Origin of the sequence: Actinomadura latina NBRC 106108, from assembly GCF_001552195.1 — a bacterium.
GTDB classification, from domain to species: domain Bacteria; phylum Actinomycetota; class Actinomycetes; order Streptosporangiales; family Streptosporangiaceae; genus Spirillospora; species Spirillospora latina.
Map to the genome: position 1 here is coordinate 24,765 of NZ_BCQS01000003.1, position 20,780 is coordinate 45,544.

Here is a 20,780-nt window from a genome sequence, read left to right on the forward strand (position 1 = left end):
GGCCCGCCGCGGTGGATGATGAGGTTTCGTCGTCACGGCCGGATCTCGGCCGCATCTGAGACGCCAGCCGCGAGGGTTTTCCACAGACTGTGGACAATGAGGCCGGGAGGCATCGTGGACTTCAACGAGCACAGCGCCACGGAGGCCGTTCAGAACAGCTTCAGCGAGACTCCAGATGCGCGCCTCCGGGAACTGCTGACCACGCTCACCCGCCACTTGCACGCGTTCGTCCGCGAGGCCAGGCCGTCAGTCCGGGAGTGGGAACGAGCGATCAAGTTTCTCACCGCGGTGGGCCAGACGTGCACTGACACGCGGCAGGAGTTCGTCCTGCTGTCGGACGTTCTGGGCGTCTCAATGCTCGTGGAGACCCTGAACGAACAGGAAGGCGGAACGGAGAGCACCGTCCTGGGCCCCTTCCACATGGTCGAGTCGCCACCGCGCGCACTCGGCGACAGCATCGACCTGGTGGGCGAAGCCGAACCGTGCGTGGTGTCAGGTCGCGTCCTGAGCATCGACGGATCACCGCTGCCGCACGCGGAGATCGACGTTTGGCAGTGCGACGAAAAGGGGTTCTACGACGTCCAGCAGCCGGGTTCGCAACCGTCCGGCAACGGCCGCGGACTTTTCCGCGCCGACGACCAGGGCCGGTTCCGTTTCCGCACGATCGTGCCCAGCCATTACCCGATCCCCACAGACGGCCCGGTCGGGCGGCTCCTCAAGGCGACCCGGCGGCACCCCTACCGGCCCGCGCACATTCATTTCATCGTCCAGGCACCCGGGCACACACCGCTGACCACCCACATCTTCGTAGCCGGCAGCCCCTATCTGGACTCGGACGCCGTCTTCGCGGTCAAGCACGGCCTCATCGTCGACTTCACCGAGTCGGACGACGAGGAGTCCGCCGCGCTCAACCGCGTCCGGCCCCCTTTCCGCCACGCTGAGTTCGACCTCGTCCTGACCAGAGAACCAGCTTGACCTGTGCGAACGTCCGCAGGCCGCTCCCAGGCCCGGCATACCGGCGGCCGGCCAAGTCCACAAGCTCGCGCAACCCAATACACGCCCAGTACTGCAACCCCAGTTATCCACAACCTGTGGAGAAACCCCCTCATCCTCTGGATAACCGTGCGCGACCGGCACGGACGAATGCCGCCCCGGCGGACTCCGATCAGCCCCTTCCCCAGGACCCGACTCGGTGCTGTAGTCGTCCCATGCGGTCGTTTCGCAGAACACTGGCCGGAATGGTCATCGGTACATCGGCGGGAGCCCTCTGGGGCTACTACGGAAGCGGAGGCTACGAGTCGTCCGACAGCGCGATCGGCACGGGCCTCATGGGAGCCGTCGTCGGCATCATGGCAGGCGCCGTGGCCGCAGCGATCGGCCGCGCAAAGGACCGCCGCCCCCCGGACAACGGCCCATGACCGGCCGCCCGGATGCGCCGCGCCTGCCACTCGAACAGATTCCACACCACCTTGGTCAGTTGGCCACGCTTCCGCCCGGTACCCGGGTATCGCTGACTCCCGATCTTTCACCCCGAGGGCGGGCCGCACTCCGAGGCTTGAACACGATCACCGTGGCCGCGACCGCCCACCGCATCCATGACTACCGCTACGACGAGGCCGCGCAGCGCAAGGGGGCATCCGCGGCCACGATCCAGAAGTGCAAGCGGGGGATCCTCAACTCGATCTTCACCACGGCCCTCAACGACCAGGCAATTCGACAGCCTCTACCGAGCGCTGCCCGACGCCGGCAGCCGCCTGCTCGTCGAGACGGTCATCGAAAGCGGGCTGCGCTGGGGCGAAACTCGAACTCAACCCGAAGTTCCATCCGACCCAAGGCCGCTTCCTCGTCAAGCCCTATCCCAAGGGCAAGGAGTACCGCCGCTTCAAACTCAGCCCTCAGATCGTCCGCAAACTCAAGGCACACGTTGGCGACCGGGGCCTTGGGGAGGACGACCTCTTCTTCACTTACCTGCCTGTGCACCAGCCCAGGCCCAGGAAGCTACGGCCCGTGCCGGTGCCTGGTGCCCATGGCAAGACCACCCCCAACGAACAGGGGAAGAGCTACGACCACGGCTCGCTCACGGCCTACACCACTGGAAAGTGCCGCTGCGAGTACTGCAGAGAGGCCTACCGCCTCTACCGCGCCCGGCGTCGTGTCACCGGCAAGGACAGCCCGCGCTCGCCGCGCGTACGCCAGTCCGACGGCCACATCCCCGCCGACTGGTTCCGCAAGCAGATCTGGAACCCCGCCCGCAAGGCCGCCGGGCTGGACCACGTCACCCCGCACCACCTGCGCCACGCCCACGCTTCCTGGCTCCTGGCCGGCGGCGCAGACCTCCAGGTCGTCAAGGAACGCCTGGGCCATGCCTCGATCGCCACGACCGAGCAGTACCTCCACACCCTGCCCAACGCCGATGAGACCGCGCTCGCCGCCCTTGACAAGATCCGCGGACTCCAGATCACCGAAGCCCCAGAAACCTCCGAGCTGGACACTCTCAAAGCCGAGAACGAACGTCTCCGAGCCGCCATCGCCGACGTGGCTCTGGCCCTCCGCCCTGACTCCCGCCCCCACCTGAGCACGGCCTGACGGCAGGCCCCGCATCGAGGGGCATTCCGCCCACCCAAAAAAAATGCGGCCCCTGAACGGGGCCGCCCTGTCGGTCGTAACCGACTTCGTCTGAGACCGAGGATAGTTGCTACTTCCCACACGCGCCACTTCCACCGACGTCTAACGTTCTGTCACGTGCCGGATACGATCGCGTACGTCGACGGGTTCAACCTCTACCACGGCTTGAAGTCCAAGTACGGCCGCGCCTACCTGTGGCTTGACATCGTCGAACTGGTCCAGCAGATGCGGCGCGACGACACGGTGCAAGCGGTGAAGTACTTCACCGCCATCGTCAAAGGGGAGCCGGACGCCGCCCGCCGCCAGGAGACGTATCTGGCCGCGCTGACGGCGCACCGGACACAGGTACAGGTGATCCGAGGCCACTTCAAGGTGAAGAACATGCGCATCGGCTGCCGGGCGTGCGGTGCACAGTGGCAGTGCCGGTGCGAGCCGCCCCAGCAGCGCTACCGCACCTACGAGGAGAAGCTGACCGACGTCGCGCTGGCCACCGAGATGGTCCGGGACGCCGCACTGGGGAACGGCGACCTGTCGTTGCTGATCTCTACGGACACCGACTTCCTACCCGCGATCAAGGCGTCACTGGAGTTGGCGCCCACTCGCCCAATACTGGTCGCCTGTCCTCCTGGACGAGGCCGGCCCAACCGGTTCGACGGCATGGTGACCTCCTTCCCGATCAGGGAGGAGCATCTGATGACGTCACTGCTGCCCGACTCCGTCCCGGACAACGGCCTCGCTCGCCAACGTCCCGACAAGTGGGCATAATCGCCCTCACCGGGGGCAGAGCCGCCTGAGTTCGGCGTCAGGGCAGGTGCCCACGGATCTCTTCGGCAAGGTCATCGAGATGCCGCACGGTACGCGCCGCCGTATCCATGTACCAGCGCAGCTCAGGCGGCGGTCCGCCCGAGTGCACGGCGGCGACCGCCTGATTGAGGTTCACGCCGATACGCCTGGCCTGCCCGGCCGCGTGCATCACCGTCTTCAGTGCCTCCCTCAGCAGGCCGTATTGTGGCTGGGCGCTGCCGCGCGCGGCAGCAAGCACTGCCTGTGCCGCATACGCGCCGAGCGCCAGTCGCTCTTCCGCTGCCGCCGAAGCCACCAGCGCGTGCTCTTCGTCCGACAGGGAGAACCTCACCGACCGTTTTCGCCGGGGAGTCCGATGTGCTCGCCGGTTCACGCTCGGTGCGCCCGTCGGCCTCGCTTCACCATGCCCGGCTACTGCCGCCACCTCCCGGATCGCGCTCGATCCTCGTCCACCGCCTGGACCGCGCTCGGTCCAGGCCGCCTTATGTGCACGATTTCCATTTCTTGCCCTGCGCCAGCAGAGGTCCTTGGAACGGCGTCCAGCCGAGGCCCCTACACCGCCGGCTCTGAGAGTCCGGGACAAGCCTCCGAACCTCGGCTTGAAGCCGCCTGGTCAGAAGGCCTCGCAGCATCACGACGGGGGGACAGGCCAACACACGGGGGGGACACGAACTGTCGGCTGGTGTGTCCTGATGGTGCGAGGTCCCAGTGCCATCGGAGTGCCAAAAGATCTTGAGGCCGGGTCCGCTGGACGCGGAACCGGCCTCTGAGCTGGGATTACTGGGTGGGCCTAGGAGGACTTGAACCTCCGGCCTCATCCTTATCAGGGATGCGCTCTAACCGACTGAGCTATAGGCCCGGAATGTGCCGCCGCCCCTGGCGGCGCAACGAGAGGTTACCCCATCTGGGCGGACAACCGGAAATCGGTTGTCGGGCGGCGGCGGGGTGGGGCTACTCGGCCTCCTTGAGGGTGACCTCGACGCCGCCCACGAGGTCGGCGGCGAGGTTGTAGATGACGGAGCCGACCGTGGAGAGGGCGGTGATGAGCATGACGTTCAGGGCGCCCACGAGGACGGTGTAGCCGAAGACGCGGAAGAAGGAGAACCAGTTTCCGGCGTCGACGCTGCCGGTCGTCTCGCCCTGTTCCTTGGTGAGGCTGTTGATCGTGTCGCTGATGGCGTCGAACACGCCGAGGCCGGACAGGATCACGTAGAGGACGATGACGGCGACGAGCAGGACGACAAAGCAGACCAGCGACATGACGAAGCTGAACTTCATCACCGACCACGGCTCGAGCCGGGCGAGCTGGAGCTGGGCCTTGCGGGCCGGCTTGCCGTTCGCGGGCTTGGCGGAGTTCGCCGGGGTGACGGACGTGGACGGGCGGTCCTTGAGGACGGTGCCGGCGAAGCCGCGGCCGGAGCCACCGGAGGAGCCGCCGGAGGGGAAGCCGCCCGACGACGCGGCCGACGAGGAGTTGCCGGACGACGCGGCGGAGGAGGAGCCACCGGACGACGAGTTGAACGGCTTCGCCGCGGATTCCGTACGTCCTGCCGAGACCGAACCGGACGGCTCGGCGGGTTTGGCCCATCCCGCCGGGCCGGGGGAGGACGCGGAGGAAGAGGGCTTCGCGGAGTCCTCGGCGGTGTCCTTGACCGGGGCGATCTCGGGCGTCTCGGCGTCCTTCGCCGGCTTGTCCTCGATCTTCGCCAGGTCGATCCTGGTCGTATCGGCGGAGTCCTTCGAGGTCTCGGAGGGCTTCGCGGCGCCGGAGTCGGCCGCGGGCTTGGCGGAGTCGATGTCGACGGTCGTCTCGTCCCGCCCGGACTTGGCGGACGCGGCGGCCACGGTCTTGGACGGCTTCGTCCCGGACTTGGACGGCCCGGTCTTGGCGCCGGGCTTCTTGCCGGCGTCGCCCGCGCCGCCCGTCCCCGGGGCGGCCGCGCCGGGCGGACCGCCCTTGTTCTTGCCGGGCTCGGTGCTCACGTGTCCTCCTGGCCTAGCGGCTCGGTGACGATGCAGGATACGTCACTCACCGTCGCCCCCTTCGCCCTCGTCCGAGTCCGCGATGGACTCTGAGTCCTCGATGGACTCTACGTTCCTCGCGATCGCCACCACGCTGTCCCCGTCCGCGAGGTTCATCAGGCGGACGCCCATGGTCTGCCTGCCGGACTGCTTGATCTCCGCGGCGGTCGTGCGGATCACGCCGCCGTTCGACGTCATCGCGAACACCTCGTCGTCGGGGCCGACCATCAGCGCCCCTACCAACATCCCGCGCGATTCAACGATCTTAGCGGTGAGGACGCCCTTACCCCCACGTCCTTGGAGCGGATACTGGTCCACGGGAGTGCGCTTGGCGTAGCCGCCCCGGGTGGCCACCAGGACGTCGTCCGAGCCGTTGTGGACGACGAGCATGTTGAGAACTTCCTGGTCCTCGTCGAATCGCATGCCGATGACGCCGGAGGTGGCGCGTCCCATCGGCCGCAGCGACTCGTCGTCGGCCCGGAACTTGATCGCCTGCGCGCCGGTCGAGACCATCAGCAGCTGGTCCTCGTTGGACACGAGCCGGGCGGCGATCACCTCGTCGGCGTCGACCAGGTTGATGGCGATGATGCCGCCGGTGCGGGGCGAGTCGAAGTCGCGCAGCGCGGTCTTCTTGACGCGGCCCTTCTGCGTCCCGAGGACGAGGTAGGGGGCCACGTCGTAGTCGCGGAGGGTCATGACCTGGGCGATGCGCTCGTCCGGCTGGAAGGCCAGCAGGTTCGCGACGTGCTGCCCGCGCGAGTCACGGCCGGAGTCGGGCAGTTCGTACGCCTTCGCCCGGTAGACGCGGCCCTTGTTGGTGAAGAACAGGATCCAATTGTGCGTCGAGGTGACGAAGAACTGGTCGACGATGTCGTCCTGCTTCAGCTGCGCGCCGCGGACGCCCTTGCCGCCGCGCCGCTGCGCCCGGTACAGGTCGGTCTTGGTGCGCTTGGCGTAGCCGCCGCGGGTGATGGTGACGACGACGTCCTCTTCGGCGATGAGGTCCTCGTACGACACGTCCCCGTCGAAGGGGATGATCTCGGTGCGCCGGTCGTCGCCGAACTTCTCGACGATGGGGGCGAGCTCGTCGCCGACGATCCGCCGCTGCCGATCGGGCGAGGCGAGGATGTCGTTGTAGTCGTCGATCTCCGCCATGAGCTTGTCGTACTCGTCGGTGATCTGCTGGCGCTCCAGGGCGGCGAGCTTGCGCAGCTGCATGTCGAGGATGGCCTGCGCCTGGATCTCGTCGATCTCCAGCAGATCCATCAGGCCCTGCTGCGCCTGCGAGGCGGACGGCGAGCGCCGGATGAGGGCGATGACCTCGTCGATCCGGTCGAGTGCCTTCAGCAGCGCGCGCAGGATGTGGGCGCGCTCCTCGGCCTTGCGGAGCAGGAACCGGGTGCGGCGGACGATGACGTCGATCTGGTGCGCGACCCAGTGCCGGACGAACTGGTCGACGCGCAGGGTGCGCGGCACGCCGTCCACCAGCGCGAGCATGTTCGCGCCGAAGGTCTCCTGCAGCTGGGTGTGCTTGTAGAGGTTGTTGAGGACGACCTTGGCGACGGCGTCCCGCTTGAGGACGATGACGAGGCGCTGCCCGGTCCGGCCGGACGTCTCGTCGCGGACGTCGGCGATGCCGTCGAGCTTGCCGTCCTTGACGCCGTCCGCGATCTTGAGGGCCAGGTTGTCGGGGTTGACCTGGTACGGAAGCTGGGTGACGACGAGGCAGGTGCGGCCCTGGATCTCCTCGACCTCGACGACGGCCCGCATGGTGATGGAGCCGCGGCCGGTCCGGTAGGCCTCCTCGATGCCCTTGCGGCCGACGATGAGGCCGGCGGTCGGGAAGTCGGGGCCCTTGATCCGCTCGATCAGCGCCTCGAGCAGCTCTTCGTCAGACGCGCCGTAGTTGTCGAGGTACCAGCGGACGCCGTCGGCGACCTCGCGCAGATTGTGCGGCGGGATGTTCGTCGCCATCCCGACCGCGATGCCGGCGGACCCGTTGACCAGCAGGTTCGGGTACCGGGACGGCAGGACGTCCGGTTCCTGCGAGCGGCCGTCGTAGTTGGGGGAGAAGTCGACGGTCTCCTTGTCGATGTCGCGCAGGAGCTCCATCGCGAGGGGCGCCATGCGGCACTCGGTGTACCGCATGGCCGCGGCGGGGTCGTTGCCGCGCGAGCCGAAGTTGCCATTGCCGTCGACCAGCGGGTACCGCATCGACCAGGGCTGCGCCAGCCGGACGAGCGCGTCGTAGATGGCGGAGTCGCCGTGCGGGTGGTAGTTGCCCATGACGTCGCCGACGACGCGGGCGCACTTGAAGTAGCCGCGGTCGGGCCTGTACCCGCCGTCGTACATCGCGTACAGGACGCGGCGGTGGACGGGCTTGAGGCCGTCGCGTACCTCGGGCAGCGCGCGCGCGACGATGACCGACATCGCGTAGTCGAGGTAGCTCTTCTGCATCTCGACCTGGATGTCGACCGGCTCGATCCGTTCGCCGGGGTAGCCGCTCTCTGCGGTCACGTCCGTCACTCTCAAGACCTCTTCTGCTCGGTGGGAAGGAAGTACGCCTGCCTGCGGGAACCGGACCTGCGGGAGCCGCGGGAGTCAGGCCGGCGGGAGCCCGGCGCGGGCGCGTACCTCAGATGTCGAGGAAGCGCACGTCCTTGGCGTTGCGCTGGATGAACTCCCGGCGGGGCTCGACCTCCTCGCCCATGAGCACGCTGAACAGCTCGTCCGCCTGGGCGGCGTCGTCCAGCTGGACCTGCAGCAGGACCCGGTTGTCGGGGTCCATGGTGGTGTCCCACAGCTCGTTGGCGTTCATCTCGCCGAGGCCCTTGAACCGCTGCACCTGGTCGCGGGGACGGGGGTCGCGCCTGCCGGCGGCGATGCCGGCCTCGATGACGGCGTCGCGTTCGGCGTCGGAGAACGCGTAGTCGGCCTCGTTGCCCCGCGCGTCCCACTTGATCTTGTAGAGCGGGGGCTGCGACAGGTACACGTGCCCGGCCTCGATCAGCGGTTTCATGAACCGGAACAGCAGCGTCATCAGCAGGGTGTTGATGTGGTGGCCGTCGACATCGGCGTCCGACATCAGGATGATCTTGTGATAGCGGAGCTTGCCGATGTCGAACTCGTCGTGCACGCCGGTGCCGAGCGCCGTGATGATCGCCTGCACCTCGTTGTTCTTCAGGATCTTGTCGATCCTGGCCTTCTCCACGTTGAGGATCTTGCCGCGGATCGGGAGGATCGCCTGGAAGTGCGGGTTGCGGCCGCCCTTCGCGGAGCCGCCCGCCGAGTCGCCCTCGACGATGTACAGCTCGGACTTGGCCGGGTCGGTGGACTGGCAGTCCGACAGCTTGCCGGGCAGCGACGTCGACTCCAGCAGGCTCTTGCGGCGGGTCAGGTCGCGCGCCTGCCGTGCCGCGACGCGCGCGCGCGCCGCCTGCGACGCCTTGTTGATGATCTCCTTGGCCTCGCCGGGGTTCTCCTCGAACCAGTCGCGCAGGTGCTCGTTGCACGCCTTCTGCACGAACGACTTGGCCTCGGTGTTGCCGAGCTTGGTCTTGGTCTGGCCCTCGAACTGCGGGTCGGCCAGCTTGATGGAGATGATCGCGGTGAGGCCCTCGCGGACGTCCTCACCGGTGAGGTTGTCGTCCTTGTCGCGCAGCAGGCCCTTGTCGCGGGCGTACCGGTTGACGATCGTGGTCAGCGCCGCCCGGAAGCCCTCCTCGTGGGTGCCGCCCTCCGCCGTGTTGATGGTGTTGGCGAACGTGTGGACGGACTCGGCGTAGGACGAGTTCCACTGCATGGCGATCTCGACCGACATGCCCTCGGTGTGGTCGTCGAAGTACACGACCGACTCGTGGACGGCGTCCTTGCGCGCGTTGATGTAGCGGACGAAGTCCTCGATGCCGCCCTCGTAGTGGTACCGGACGACGTGCGGCTCACCGTTGGAGTGGTCGGGCCGCTCGTCCCGCAGGGTGATGGCGAGGCCGCGGTTGAGGAACGCCATCTCCTGCATGCGGCGGGAGAGCGTCTCGAAGTTCCACTCGGTGGTCTCGAAGATGTCGGGGTCGGGCCAGAACCTGATGAGGGTGCCGGTGCCGTCGGTCTCCTCGCCCTGGCGAAGCTCGCTCTCGGGCCCGCGCCACGTGTACGACTGGCGCCACACGTGGCCGTTCCGGCGGACCTCGGCCTCCAGCCGGGTGGACAGCGCGTTGACCACGGACGAGCCGACGCCGTGCAGACCACCGGAGACGGCGTAGGACTTGCCGTCGAACTTGCCGCCCGCGTGCAGCGTGGTGAACACCAGCTCGATGGCCGGACGTTTCTCCACCGGGTGCTCGCCGACGGGGATGCCGCGGCCGTTGTCGTCCACGCTTATGCCGCCGTCGGCCAGCAGCGTCACCACGATGTTGTCGGCATGGCCGGCCAGGGCCTCGTCGACCCCGTTGTCCACGATCTCGTAGACGAGGTGGTGCAGGCCGCGCTCACCGGTCGAGCCGATGTACATGCCCGGGCGCTTGCGAACCGCCTCAAGCCCTTCAAGGACAGTGATCGAACTAGCGTCGTACGCCAAAGGAGATCCTCCTGCCGGGGATGTCCGCCGCTCCGCGCCCGAGGGAGGCGCGGTGTGCCCCGTAACACACATGGGGGCGCCCGGTCGTGCTCTGTTCGTCTTGGTCAGAGGCCCGGGCACCCCATGGCGGCGCAGCATCCTGAACCGCATACATTCTACCGGGTCACGCGGCGAAAAGTGGCACTCGCGAGCGCTGTATGCGCGTGTGGCGGCCGATTGGGGCTGGAGCCACATCCCCCCATAGGTCCCCGGGGGTTCTCTGGCCTACGTGGCGCTGGCCGCTGAACTGGGCGCCCCGCCTTCCGAACGGATGTTCCCACCGGCTCGCCGGGGCCGCCGGCCCGCCCGGCGGGGGCGGGGCGGGCGCCTCAGCGCACGCGCCAGGCGCCGGTCCGGCGCGGGCCGGACGACGGCCCCACGACCTTCACCCGGCGGACGGTTCCGTGCCCGAGTTCCTCGTTCAGCCGCCGGACGAGGGTGGACGACAGCAGGCGCAGCTGCGTCGCCCACGTCGTGGAGTCGGCGGCGACGGTCAGCACGCCGTCCTCGAAGTGATCGGGGCGGGTGTGCTCGGCCAGGTCGGCGCCGACGATGCCCGCCCAGTTGCCGAACACGCCGCCGACGGCCGCCCGCTGCTCCCAGCCGCGGGACGCCATCAGCTCGCGGATCGCCGCGCTGAACAGCTTGGGGTCACCGCCGCGCCCGGGATCCCTGACCCGGACGACACGTCCGCTGCCCTTGCGCCTGCCGTTCTGGCCGGGGAGCGTGCCGCGCTTCAGGGCGTCGGCCTTCGCCTGGGCGAGCGCCTCGCGCGCCAGCTCGATCCCCGACTTGGCCGGAGCAGCGCCGGCCTCGGGGGATTCGCCGGGGGATGCGGGGGGTTCGCCGGGGGAGTTGTCCACATCCTGTGGATCGTCGGTCACGCGCTCGCCCCTCCCCGTTCCGCCCGGGGGACGTCCCCCCGCCCAGCCGGCCGCGGACCGGCCCCGTCGCTAGCAGCGGACCCGCCGCCATCTGCGCCGCCGGTCACCATCAATCGCGCAGAGTCGCCGGGCCTCTCATCCGTCAGTCCCGGACGACCTTGCCGTCGGAGACGGTATACGAGCCCCCTGTCAGTTCGGCGGGCACGTCCGCGGGGACGGCAGCCGTGATGAGGACCTGCTCGGCCGGCGCGACCATGCCGGCCAGCCGGCTGCGGCGGCCCGTGTCCAGCTCGGCGAACACGTCGTCCAGGATGAGAACGGGGTCGTCGCCGTCCGCCCGCAGCAGTTCGTACGCCGCCAACCGCAGGCCGAGCGCAAACGACCACGACTCGCCATGGCTCGCGTAGCCGCGCGCCGGAAGCTCCCCCAGGCGCAGGACGAGCTCGTCTCGATGCGGGCCGACGAGACTCACGCCCCGCTCCAACTCCTGCTTGCGGGACTCCCCCACGGCCGCCATGAGCTGCTCCGCGAGTTGTCCACGGTCTGTGGACAACTCAGTGTCCCCGAGCGAACTCTTGTAGGCGAGGTCGGCCGCGCCGCTGTGCGGCGCAAGGGCGGCATAGGCGCGAGCAACAAGCGGACGCAGTGCGTCGACCAGTTGCAACCGTGCCGCCAGTAGCTCCGACCCAGTGCGTGCCAGATGCGAATCCCACACGTCCAGGGTCGCGAGCACCTCCGCGCCGGGGGAGCGCCTGTGCGCGGCCGCCGATTTCAACAGTGCGTTGCGTTGCTTGAGGACGCGGTCATAGTCGGAACGCACGCCGGCGAAGCGGGGAGCCCGCGCGGTGAGCAGTTCGTCCATGAGCCGGCGCCGCTCCCCCGGGTCGCCCTTCACGAGCGCGAGGTCCTCCGGGGCGAACAGCACGGTCCGCAACATCCCCAGGATCTCCCTCGGCCTGGGGACGGGGGACCGGTTGAGCCGCGCCCGGTTCGCCTTGCCGGGGTTGATCTCGAGCTCGATCAGCGCCTTGCGGTCGTCCTTCACCACTCCGGCCCGGACGATGGCGCGCGGCGCACCATGCCGGACGAGCGGCGCGTCCGTGGCCGCCCTGTGGCTGGTGTGCGAGGCGACGTATCCGATGGCTTCGACAAGGTTCGTCTTGCCCTGCCCGTTGGGCCCCACGAACGCCGTGACCCCGGGTTCCAGCGCGACCTCGGCGGCCGGATAGGACCGGAAGTCCTGCAGCGAAAGGTGGGCGACGTGCACGAGACACGAGCGTAGAGCCTCACCGGCGCCGGTCGAGCCGCAGCCCTCAGAGCTTGGGAGGCGCGACGTCGGCGCCGGGGGAGTCGCCGTCACCGGCGGACGTGATGGCGTGACCGCCGAACTCCTTGCGGAGGGCGGCGACGACGCGCATCGCGGGGGAGTCGTCCTGCCGGGAGGCGAACCGCGCGAACAGGGAGGCGCTGATGGCGGGCAGCGGGACGGCGTACTGGACCGCGGCCTGCACCGTCCAGCGGCCCTCGCCCGAGTCGTTGGCGTAGCCGCGCAGGTCGTCCAGCTCCGGGTCCTCGGCGAGCGCGCGGTTCAGCAGGTCCAGCAGCCAGGACCGGATGACCGTGCCCTCCTGCCAGCTCAGGAACGTCTCCGGCACCCGCGTCACCAGGTCGCAGGCCTCGATCAGCTCGTAGCCCTCGCCGAACGCCTGCATCATCGCGTACTCGATGCCGTTGTGGACCATCTTCACGTAGTGGCCCGCGCCGACCTTGCCGGCGTGGACGAAGCCGAATTCCCCCTCCGGCTTCAGCGTCTCGAAGACCGGCATCAGCCGCTTCACGTTGTCGTCGTCGCCGCCGACCATGAGCGCGTAGCCGTTCTGCAGGCCCCACACGCCGCCGCTCACGCCGCAGTCGACGAACCCGATGCCCTTGGCCGCGAGCTCCTCGCCGTGCTTCTGGTCGTCCACATAGTGTGAATTACCGCCGTCCACCACGACGTCGCCGGGCTGCAGGACCTCCCCCAGCTTGTGGATGGTCTCAGCGGTGGGCTCGCCGGCGGGCACCATCACCCACACCGCGCGCGGCGGGGACAGCCGCTCGACCAGCTCCTCCACCGACCCGACGTCGCTGACCTGGGGGTCACGGTCGTAACCGACGACCGTGTGGCCGCCGCGGCGCAGCCGCTCGGCCATGTTGCCGCCCATCTTGCCCAGGCCGATGATCCCAAGCTCCATGAAAGCTCACTCTCCCCTGTGTGTAACCCTGCGTATGCCTGTGCGCAACTGCCCGCCGCACTGCCCGACGCGCAATGCCTGACGCGCGCTGCCTGCCGCGGAGGCGGCTCCCCGCGGTCGTCCCCGGGGTGCCCCGGGGCATGCCCCAGGGCATGGTCCTCATCCGGACAGCCGGACGGGCATGATCAGGTAACGGTAGTTCGGGTTCTCCCCGTCCTGCGGCGGCTTCCCGGTGAGGACGGCCGGCTTCGTCGGCGTCGTGAACGACAGCCGCGCCACGTCCGAGCCGATCGCTGAGAGGCCGTCGAGGAGGAACGCGGGATTGAACGCGATGTCGATGTCCTCGCCCTCCAGGGACGCCTCCAGGGCCTCTACGGCCTGAGCCTCGTCCCCCGTGCCCGCCTCCAGGACGACCTCGCCCTGGCTGAACGACAGCCGGACGGGCGTGTTCCGCTCCGCGACCAGCGAGACGCGCTTGACCGCCTCGATGAACGGCGCGGTCTGGATCTCGGCGAGCCCCGCGTACTCGCTCGGCAGCAGCGACCGGTACTTGACGAAGTCGCCGTCCAGCAGGCGGGACGTGGTGCGGCGGCCGCCGCCCTCGAAGCCGATCATGCCCTCGCCGGCGCCGCCCGTCCCGGCGAGCGCGATCGACACCTCGGCGCCGGCGGTCAGCGACTTGGCGGTGTCGGCGAGCGTCCGCGCCGGGACGAGCGCGACGGCGGAGAAGTCGGGACGCTCGGGTTTCCAGTGCAGTTCGCGGACGGCCAGCCGGTACCGGTCGGTGGACGCCAGCGTGACCGTCTCACCCTCGATCTCCACCCGGACACCGGTCAGCATCGGAATCGTGTCGTCCTTGCCCGCGGCGATCGCGACCTGGGAGACGGCGGCGGCGAACTCGTCGCTGCCCACCGACCCGGCGGCCGGCGGCATCTCCGGCAGCGTCGGGTAGTCCTCCACAGGCATGGTGAGGAGTGTGAACTTCGCGCTGCCGCAGCGGAGCATCACCTTCGCGCCGTCGGTCGTGACCTCCACAGGGTGGGGAGGAAGGCTGCGCGAGATCTCAGCGAGGAGACGCCCGGACACCAGGGCCGTCCCCGCCTCCTCCACATCGATCTCCGTGGACACCTGGGCGGAGACCTCGTAGTCGAACGCGGACAGCTTCAGCCGGTCGTCGTTGCCCTCGCCCCCCGCGACGAGGTGCATGCCCGCGAGGACGGGCACCGGGGGACGGACGGGCAGCGTGCGCGCGGTCCAGGCGACGGCGTCGGCCAAGGCATCTCTGTCGATGCGGAACTTCAACGGGACCAGCCTCCTGCAGGTGTCGGACAAGGGTGCGGTGATCTCTGCCGGGTCCGGGCGCTCGCGGCACGTTGTCCCCAGGCCCTGACTTGAGATGGATCTTTTCTTGGATAGAGAAGTAGAGCAGTACTAGTAATAGGGGCGGTGGATAGTGTGGACAGAGGCTGTTTCCGCAGGTCAGACCTCGTTTTTCTGTCCACCGGGGCTGTGCATGGACGGTGGACGGCGCGGGACGGCCTGGGGACGGCGAATCTGTCCCCACACGTCATCCCCACGTCATCCCCCGGTTTTCCACGAGTTCTCCACGGGTATGCCATCGTGTTCGGCGGCCTGTGGACAGGGAGAGCGTGGTCGCGGAGTTCGCCCACAGGCCCGTCCCCAAGGTGTCCCCAGGTCGTCCACCGGTTTTCCCCAGGGCGGCGGCGCGGGTGCACAGCCGGTCCACATCTGTCCACGCTTCATCCTCAGCTTTTCCAGTGGTTGCCCACCGGGTTATCCACGAAAATCCCCAGGGTTTTCCACAACCTGTGAGTAGCCGCTCCGGTTCTCTGGGGAAGCGCGCATATTGTCGGTTCTTTGCCTTCGGATGGGTGTGGACAACCCGGCGGCGTCTCGTCCACAGGGATGGCAGGGGTCTGTCCACAGTGTGTACGAAGCGGCTCGTCAGCGCTTGCGGGCCTGGTGCTTGATACGCCCGGTCAGTTCCGTGACCTGGTTGTATATGGCACGGCGCTCGGCCATCAGCGACCGGATCTTGCGCTCGGCGTGCATGACCGTGGTGTGGTCGCGTCCCCCGAACTGCTGCCCGATCTTGGGGAGGGACAGCTCGGTCAGCTCGCGGCACAGGTACATCGCGATCTGCCGGGCGGTGACGAGCATCCGGGACCGGGACGGCCCGCACAGATCCTCGATCGTCGTGCCGAAGTACTCGACCGTCTGCGCCATGATCATCGCGGCGGTGATCTCGGGGCCGGAGTCGTTGGGGATCAGGTCCTTGAGGACGATCTCGGCGAGCTTCATGTCCACCGACTGCCGGTTCAGGCTCGCGAACGCCGTCACCCGGATCAGCGCGCCCTCCAGCTCGCGGATGTTCGTCGCGATCTGCGAGGCGATGAACTCCAGCACGTCCGGCGGCGCGGCGAGGCCCTCCTGGCGGGCCTTCTTCTGCAGGATCGCGATCCGCGTCTCCAGCTCGGGCGGCTGGACGTCGGTCGTGAGACCCCACTCGAACCGGTTGCGCAGCCGGTCCTCCAGCGTGACCAGTTCCTTCGGCGGACGGTCGCTGGAGATCACGATCTGCTTGCTGGCGTTGTGCAGGGTGTTGAAGGTGTGGAAGAACTCCTCCTGCGTCTGCTCCTTGCCCTCCAGGAACTGGATGTCGTCGACGAGGAGGATGTCCACATCCCGGTAGCGGCGGCGGAACCCGTCCGCCTTTCCGTCGCGGATCGAGTTGATGAAGTCGTTCGTGAACTCCTCGGAACTCACGTAGCGCACACGGGCCCCATTGAAGAGGCTCTGCGCGTAATGCCCGATCGCGTGGAGCAGGTGCGTCTTGCCGAGACCGGAGTCGCCGTAGACGAACAGCGGGTTGTACGCCTTGGCCGGCTGCTCGGCGACCGCGACGGCCGCGGCGTGCGCGAACCGGTTGGACGAGCCGATGACGAACGTCTCGAACGTGTACTTGGGGTTCAGGCGGGCGTGCTCGGAGGCGCCCGCTCCCTGCGCCGGGGCGGAGGCTCCGGGGCCGTCGTCGTCCCTGAACTCGGCCCGGTAGGGCTCGTCGCCGCGGTACTGCTGCTCGCCGCCGGCGAACTCTCCGGATTGGAAGTCGTCCGAGTGTCCGGGCGGTGGCTCGTTCCCACCGCGCTTGGGTTCGAGGCCCTGCTGCTCTGCGCGGCCCCTTAGCGGGCCCAGCGTGCGGTCGTTCAGATGAGAACGCGGTGGACGTCCTGACGAGGGCTCGCCACCGAAACCCTCCTGCCCCCCATAGCCGGGAAAGGCGCGACCTTCGTACGGGTCTCGCCCGCCTGGGCCCGTCCCATAAGAGGGTGAGCGCTGGGCGGGGGGATAACCGCCGCGATCGTCATCCGCAGCCTGTGGATAACCTACGGGCGGACCGGGGCTGTGGGTAACTCCCGACTGCTGCCGGTACCCCTGGTCGCCATAGGGCTGGTCCTTGTAGGGCTGCTCCGGGTAAGGGCGGTCGGGCCGCTCCCCATAGGACGGGTCGCCGTTGTTGTAGGAGCGGTCCCGGTCACGGTCGTCCTGCGGCCGTTCACCGAAGGGCTCCCCATAAGAAGGAGGAGAGTCGTGCATGCCGGGCCCGGGAACGGGGGCCGAGAGAGGCTCGCCAGACCGTGTACCGGCGCCGGGCGCGGGGCCGGCGGAAGGCGCCCCCGGCGGCTCCGGCTGGACCGTCACCGCGACACGGATCTCCCTGCCCAGTTCGCGGGAAAGCGCCTGCGTGATGAGGTTCCGGAGGCGCGTCTCCAACGCGTCCTTGGCGAACTCGTTGGGCGCGGCCAGCAGCGCCGTCCCCTCGACGAGCGCCAGCGGGCGGACCATCGGCAGCCATGCGCGATAGCTCGGAGACAGATCGCTCTCGGACAGTGCGGTGAGAGTGCGGGCCCAGACCGATCCGAGATCCTGACCGTCCATGCGCAAGGTCCCCCTCCCACCGACTCCGCCGTACGGAGTACCTGACTACCCGGCTCTCCCACGGGACACGGTGCGCCTCACAGGGCACCTCCGCGACGCGGAAGCCTTACTCTCTCACGAGTTGTCCACAGAGTTGTCCACATGCTGTGCATAGGCATGCGGCACCTGTGTAAAACCCGTGGGACGGGTCTCTGAAAGCGGGGTCGGGAAGGCTCCGGCCTTTGCACGGCCGGTACGGGGCGGTTCTCGAACGGGGGCTTGAGGGGCAGAAGACCGACATCAGGTCGTCGAATTCGTCGAAGTCGAAGGAGCGTCGGTTCGCCCGGATGACCTTAACCGCTGCCGCCACCACCCGCAACATGAACCTCCCCCGTCCGCGGAGCGCGCCCCGTCCGTCCGTGGGCGGCGCGACGAGCGTGTGGGCAGCGCGAAGAGCCGGGTGGGAGAGCCGTATCAGGGTGGGGTGGAGAGATGCTCCGTTTGACCGGGTGCCCGGGCAGCCCGTAACGTGCTGAGGTCGAGTCGCATCGACGGAGATGCCGCGTGCCCGCCGGCAGCCTCTCAGGCGAGTCCGGGTGGGCCCCCGCTGCGGGGGACCGGACGCGGCCCTCGACGCATCGAGACTGACGACCCTTAGCCGAACGACCGCAGCCCTGGAGCCCCAAGTGAGCAAGCGTACTTTCCAGCCGAACAACCGTCGCCGCCACAAGAAGCACGGCTTCCGGCTGCGGATGCGCACGCGCGCCGGCCGCGCGATCCTGTCCGGCCGCCGCGGCAAGGGCCGCGCCCGCGTCGCGGTCTGAGCCACCTGCACCGTGCTGCCGTCCGGAAACCGGATGCGGCGGCGGGACGACTTCACGCTGGCCGTCCGGCGCGGACGCCGCGCCGGACGGCCGAATGTCGTCGTACATCTGCTCCGCCCGGACGAGGCGCCGGCGGCGGACGCCCCGCCGCTGGTCGGGTTCATCGTGGCGCGCACCGTCGGCAACGCCGTCGTCCGCAACAGGACGCGGCGCCGGCTCCGCCACCTGATGCGCCCGCACCTCGACCGGCTTCCAGCGGGTAGCCTGCTCGTAGTGCGCGCCAACCCCCGCGCGGGTGAGGCGCGTCCAGACGAACTGGCCGCGGATCTGGAGTCGGCACTCGGCCGGCTGCTGCGGCCCGCGTCCAAGGGGCGAAAATGAGGAGTCGGCAGGGGACCGCGTCCTCCGCACAGCACGAGACGGGCCGCCCGGGTCCCGTCGCGACCGTGCTGATCCTTCTCGTCCGCGCTTATCGCCGCTTCTTGAGTCCCCTGCTCGGGCAGCAGTGCCGTTTCCATCCCACCTGCAGTGCGTACGGCCTGGAGGCTCTCCAGGTGCACGGGGCGCTGCGCGGCACATGGCTGACGGCCCGCCGAATCGGGCGGTGCCATCCCTTCAACCCTGGGGGTCACGACCCGGTGCCGCCGAAGAAGACGGCTGGAACGGCCCCCTCCGGGGAATCCGGAAAGTCCGGTGACTCGTTCACTGAGGGACCGTCCGTCTTCTCCGGGGATTCCGAGGGGACGACCCCTCCCCTGCGATCCGCGGCGGCCTCCTCGAACTCCGGCCGCGAGGAGAGCGGCCACGCCCTAGCAGAGCCCAAGGAGCTGCCCGGTGCTTGATTGGTTGTACGAGATCGTCTCTCAGCTCATCGTGTGGATTCACACGGGGCTCAGCACGGTCGTCCCCAAGGACAGCGGATGGGCGTGGGGCGGTTCGATCATCCTGCTCACCGTCCTGCTGCGGCTCGTCCTCGTCCCGCTCTTCGTGAAGCAGATCCACGCCTCGCGGAAGATGCAGGAGCTCAACCCCAAAGTTCAGGCGCTGCGCAAGAAGTACAAGAACGACAAGCAGCGCCTCAACCAGGAGGTCATGAAGCTCTACCAGGAGAACGGCGCCAACCCGCTGTCGGGCTGCCTGCCGCTCCTGGTGCAGATGCCGATCTTCATCGGGCTGTTCCAGACGCTGAAGCGGATCTCGGACGCCAAGCCCGGTGAGAGCGTCTTCGCCGTCTCGTCCGATCTGGTCGCGAGCGCGCAGAACGCCAACATCTTCGGTGCGCACATCCCCGACACGTTCCTGAACGCGTGGGGCGCCGACCCGAAGAGCTGGACGGCGATCGTCGTCACCGGCATCGCCGTGGTGATCAGCTCCGTCACGACGTTCTTCACCGTCCGGGCCAGCATGAAGCGGCAGCCCGTCGCCGACGAGGCCAACCCGATGATGCAGGCGCAGAAGATGATGGTCTTCTTCGCGCCGCTGTTCGGCCTGTTCGGCCTCGGCTTCCCGCTGGGCGTCCTCATGTACTGGGTCACGTCCAACACGTGGACGCTGGCGCAGCAGCACTACATCTACAAGAGGTACCCACCGCCCGGCACCGACGGCGAGGCCGCGACGACGACCACCACCGCGAAGACCGGCACCAAGACGGCGGGTTCGAAGACGGCTGGTTCGAAGACGGGCGGAGCGAAGGCGACGGGTGCCAAGGCGTCGGGTGCGAAGGCCGCGTCGTCCAAGAACGGTCAGAGCCCGTCCGGCACCAGGGCCAAGGCCAGGCTGAAGAAGGAGCCCGAGCCGGAACCCGAGCCAGAGGACAAGCCGAAGGCCGTGCGCAACCAGCCGACCCGCAAGCCGCGCAGCAAGCGCAGCGGCACCCAGAAGCGCTAGTTTGATCCCCGAGCATGTGCCGGAGAAGGAGACCCCGTTGAGCCAGACCGACACCACCGAGGTCGACGTCCAGGCGCTCGAACAGGAAGGCGAGATCGCCGCCGACTACATCGAGGGCCTGCTGGACATCGGTGACTACGACGGCGACATCGACATGGACGTCGAGGGCGAACGCGCGATGGTCGCCGTCGTCGGTGCCGCCCTGGACGAGCTGGTCGGCAAGCGCGGCGAGGTCCTGGAGGCGCTGCAGGAGCTGACCCGGCTGGCCGTCCACCGCCAGACCGGCAACCGCACCCGCCTCATGCTCGACATCGGCGGCTACCGGGAGCGCCGCCGCGCCGAGCTCACCAAGCTCGGCACGGACGTCGCGGACGAGGTCAAGCAGGCCGGCGAGTCGAAGCCGCTCGCCCCGATGACCCCGTTCGAGCGCAAGATCGTCCACGACGCGGTCGCGGCGGCGGGCCTGCGCAGCGAGTCCGAGGGCGAGGAGCCCGACCGCTACATCGTCGTCTACCCCGCCTGACCTCCGACTTGCCGCCCAAGCCCGGGCGGCCGGACCTCCGAACGGCCCCGCTGCCCACCAGCACCGGGGCCGTTCGCATTTCACACCGCCCCACCACCCGCCGACCGCGACGCCGCGCGCGAGAACGCCGTGCGCGAGAACGCCGTGCGCGAGAACGCCGCGCGCGACGACGCCACGCGCGGAGGAGACCAGCGCGGAGGAGACCAGCGTCTGGTCGTCAGGATGCCAGGACGTCCGGTGCCAGGACATCTGGACGTCCAGCGGGGACGTCCAGTGCGGGGACGTCCAGTGCGAGGACGTTAGTGACGCCCAGGACACGGACGCGGCGGATTTGGTGCTCAATGACGGCGAGCACGTACATGCGGGCGCCGGTGAGGGTAGCGGTCTCCAGGAAGTCACACGCCGGCAGGCCCCTCGGCCTGCGAC

At 68.8% G+C, this 20,780-nt stretch carries 16 protein-coding genes, 1 tRNA gene and 1 pseudogene; 8 read left to right on the top strand and 10 right to left on the bottom strand.

The features are described 5' to 3' along the window. Positions 1–96: 96 nt before the first annotated feature. The 3 genes from AL2_RS00850 to AL2_RS00865 all read left to right on the top strand — a co-directional run bounded on the left by AL2_RS00850 (position 97) and on the right by AL2_RS00865 (position 3,390). Positions 97–975 (top strand): dioxygenase family protein, encoded by an 879-nt coding sequence (locus tag AL2_RS00850; RefSeq protein ID WP_174550799.1) that lies wholly within the window; start codon positions 97–99, stop codon positions 973–975. Positions 976–2,007: 1,032 nt separating this feature from the next. Beyond that, on the top strand, positions 2,008–2,586 hold the full coding sequence (locus AL2_RS40220; protein WP_067628097.1) for a tyrosine-type recombinase/integrase: 579 nt from the start codon (positions 2,008–2,010) through the stop codon (positions 2,584–2,586). Positions 2,587–2,742: 156 nt separating this feature from the next. Beyond that, entirely contained in the window at positions 2,743–3,390 is a 648-nt protein-coding gene (locus AL2_RS00865; RefSeq protein WP_067628100.1) for an NYN domain-containing protein, read from the top strand. A gap of 37 nt (positions 3,391–3,427) precedes the next feature. Here the strand turns inward: AL2_RS00865 and AL2_RS00870 are convergent, their stop codons facing one another. The 10 genes from AL2_RS00870 to dnaA all read right to left on the bottom strand — a co-directional run bounded on the left by AL2_RS00870 (position 3,428) and on the right by dnaA (position 17,141). Beyond that, positions 3,428–3,760, bottom strand: coding sequence for a hypothetical protein (locus AL2_RS00870; protein WP_067628103.1), 333 nt, complete (start codon positions 3,758–3,760; stop codon positions 3,428–3,430). A 454-nt stretch (positions 3,761–4,214) separates the two neighbouring features. Beyond that, positions 4,215–4,288, bottom strand: a tRNA-Ile gene (locus AL2_RS00875). A gap of 92 nt (positions 4,289–4,380) precedes the next feature. Next, entirely contained in the window at positions 4,381–5,412 is a 1,032-nt protein-coding gene (locus tag AL2_RS38925) for a DUF3566 domain-containing protein (RefSeq protein ID WP_245666242.1), read from the bottom strand. A 42-nt stretch (positions 5,413–5,454) separates the two neighbouring features. Next, positions 5,455–7,977, bottom strand: coding sequence for a DNA gyrase subunit A (gene gyrA, locus AL2_RS00885; protein ID WP_067628106.1), 2,523 nt, complete (start codon positions 7,975–7,977; stop codon positions 5,455–5,457). Between the two features lie 109 nt (positions 7,978–8,086). Then, a complete protein-coding gene (gene gyrB, locus AL2_RS00890) occupies positions 8,087–10,024 on the bottom strand; it encodes a DNA topoisomerase (ATP-hydrolyzing) subunit B (RefSeq protein ID WP_083945812.1) in 1,938 nt (645 codons plus the stop codon). Between the two features lie 368 nt (positions 10,025–10,392). Next, positions 10,393–10,947 (bottom strand): DciA family protein, encoded by a 555-nt coding sequence (locus AL2_RS00895; protein ID WP_067628112.1) that lies wholly within the window; start codon positions 10,945–10,947, stop codon positions 10,393–10,395. 142 nt (positions 10,948–11,089) lie between these two features. Further along, entirely contained in the window at positions 11,090–12,214 is a 1,125-nt protein-coding gene (recF, locus tag AL2_RS00900; RefSeq protein WP_067628115.1) for a DNA replication/repair protein RecF, read from the bottom strand. A 46-nt stretch (positions 12,215–12,260) separates the two neighbouring features. Next, positions 12,261–13,181 (bottom strand): phosphogluconate dehydrogenase (NAD(+)-dependent, decarboxylating), encoded by a 921-nt coding sequence (gnd, locus tag AL2_RS00905; protein ID WP_067628118.1) that lies wholly within the window; start codon positions 13,179–13,181, stop codon positions 12,261–12,263. Positions 13,182–13,340: 159 nt separating this feature from the next. Continuing rightward, positions 13,341–14,483, bottom strand: a complete 1,143-nt coding sequence (dnaN, locus tag AL2_RS00910) for a DNA polymerase III subunit beta (protein WP_067628120.1) — start codon at positions 14,481–14,483, stop codon at positions 13,341–13,343. A 663-nt stretch (positions 14,484–15,146) separates the two neighbouring features. After that, complete coding sequence (dnaA, locus tag AL2_RS00915; RefSeq protein ID WP_067628123.1) at positions 15,147–17,141, bottom strand: chromosomal replication initiator protein DnaA; 1,995 nt, start codon at positions 17,139–17,141, stop codon at positions 15,147–15,149. Positions 17,142–17,806: 665 nt separating this feature from the next. Between dnaA and rpmH the strand changes: the two genes are divergently transcribed. The 5 genes and pseudogenes from rpmH to AL2_RS00935 all read left to right on the top strand — a co-directional run bounded on the left by rpmH (position 17,807) and on the right by AL2_RS00935 (position 20,354). Then, positions 17,807–17,944: a 50S ribosomal protein L34 gene (rpmH, locus tag AL2_RS00920; protein ID WP_067628126.1), complete on the top strand. Its 138-nt coding sequence runs from the start codon at positions 17,807–17,809 to the stop codon at positions 17,942–17,944. 12 nt (positions 17,945–17,956) lie between these two features. Beyond that, positions 17,957–18,325, top strand: coding sequence for a ribonuclease P protein component (gene rnpA / locus AL2_RS00925; RefSeq protein WP_067628128.1), 369 nt, complete (start codon positions 17,957–17,959; stop codon positions 18,323–18,325). Continuing rightward, positions 18,322–18,609, top strand: a pseudogene (yidD, locus tag AL2_RS38930) (membrane protein insertion efficiency factor YidD); the annotation flags it as partial. The gene rnpA and the pseudogene yidD, both read left to right, overlap by 4 nt. 169 nt (positions 18,610–18,778) lie before the next feature. Further along, positions 18,779–19,831: a membrane protein insertase YidC gene (gene yidC / locus AL2_RS00930; protein WP_067628131.1), complete on the top strand. Its 1,053-nt coding sequence runs from the start codon at positions 18,779–18,781 to the stop codon at positions 19,829–19,831. A 37-nt stretch (positions 19,832–19,868) separates the two neighbouring features. After that, entirely contained in the window at positions 19,869–20,354 is a 486-nt protein-coding gene (locus AL2_RS00935) for a Jag family protein (RefSeq protein WP_067628133.1), read from the top strand. Positions 20,355–20,780 lie beyond the last annotated feature (426 nt).

Coding starts and splice junctions, on each gene's coding strand:
- AL2_RS00850 (WP_174550799.1), top strand. CDS start 97: ATGAGGCCGGGAGGCATCGTGGACTTCAACGAGCACAGCGCCACGGAG.
- gnd (WP_067628118.1), bottom strand. CDS start 13,181: ATGGAGCTTGGGATCATCGGCCTGGGCAAGATGGGCGGCAACATGGCC.
- dnaA (WP_067628123.1), bottom strand. CDS start 17,141: ATGGACGGTCAGGATCTCGGATCGGTCTGGGCCCGCACTCTCACCGCA.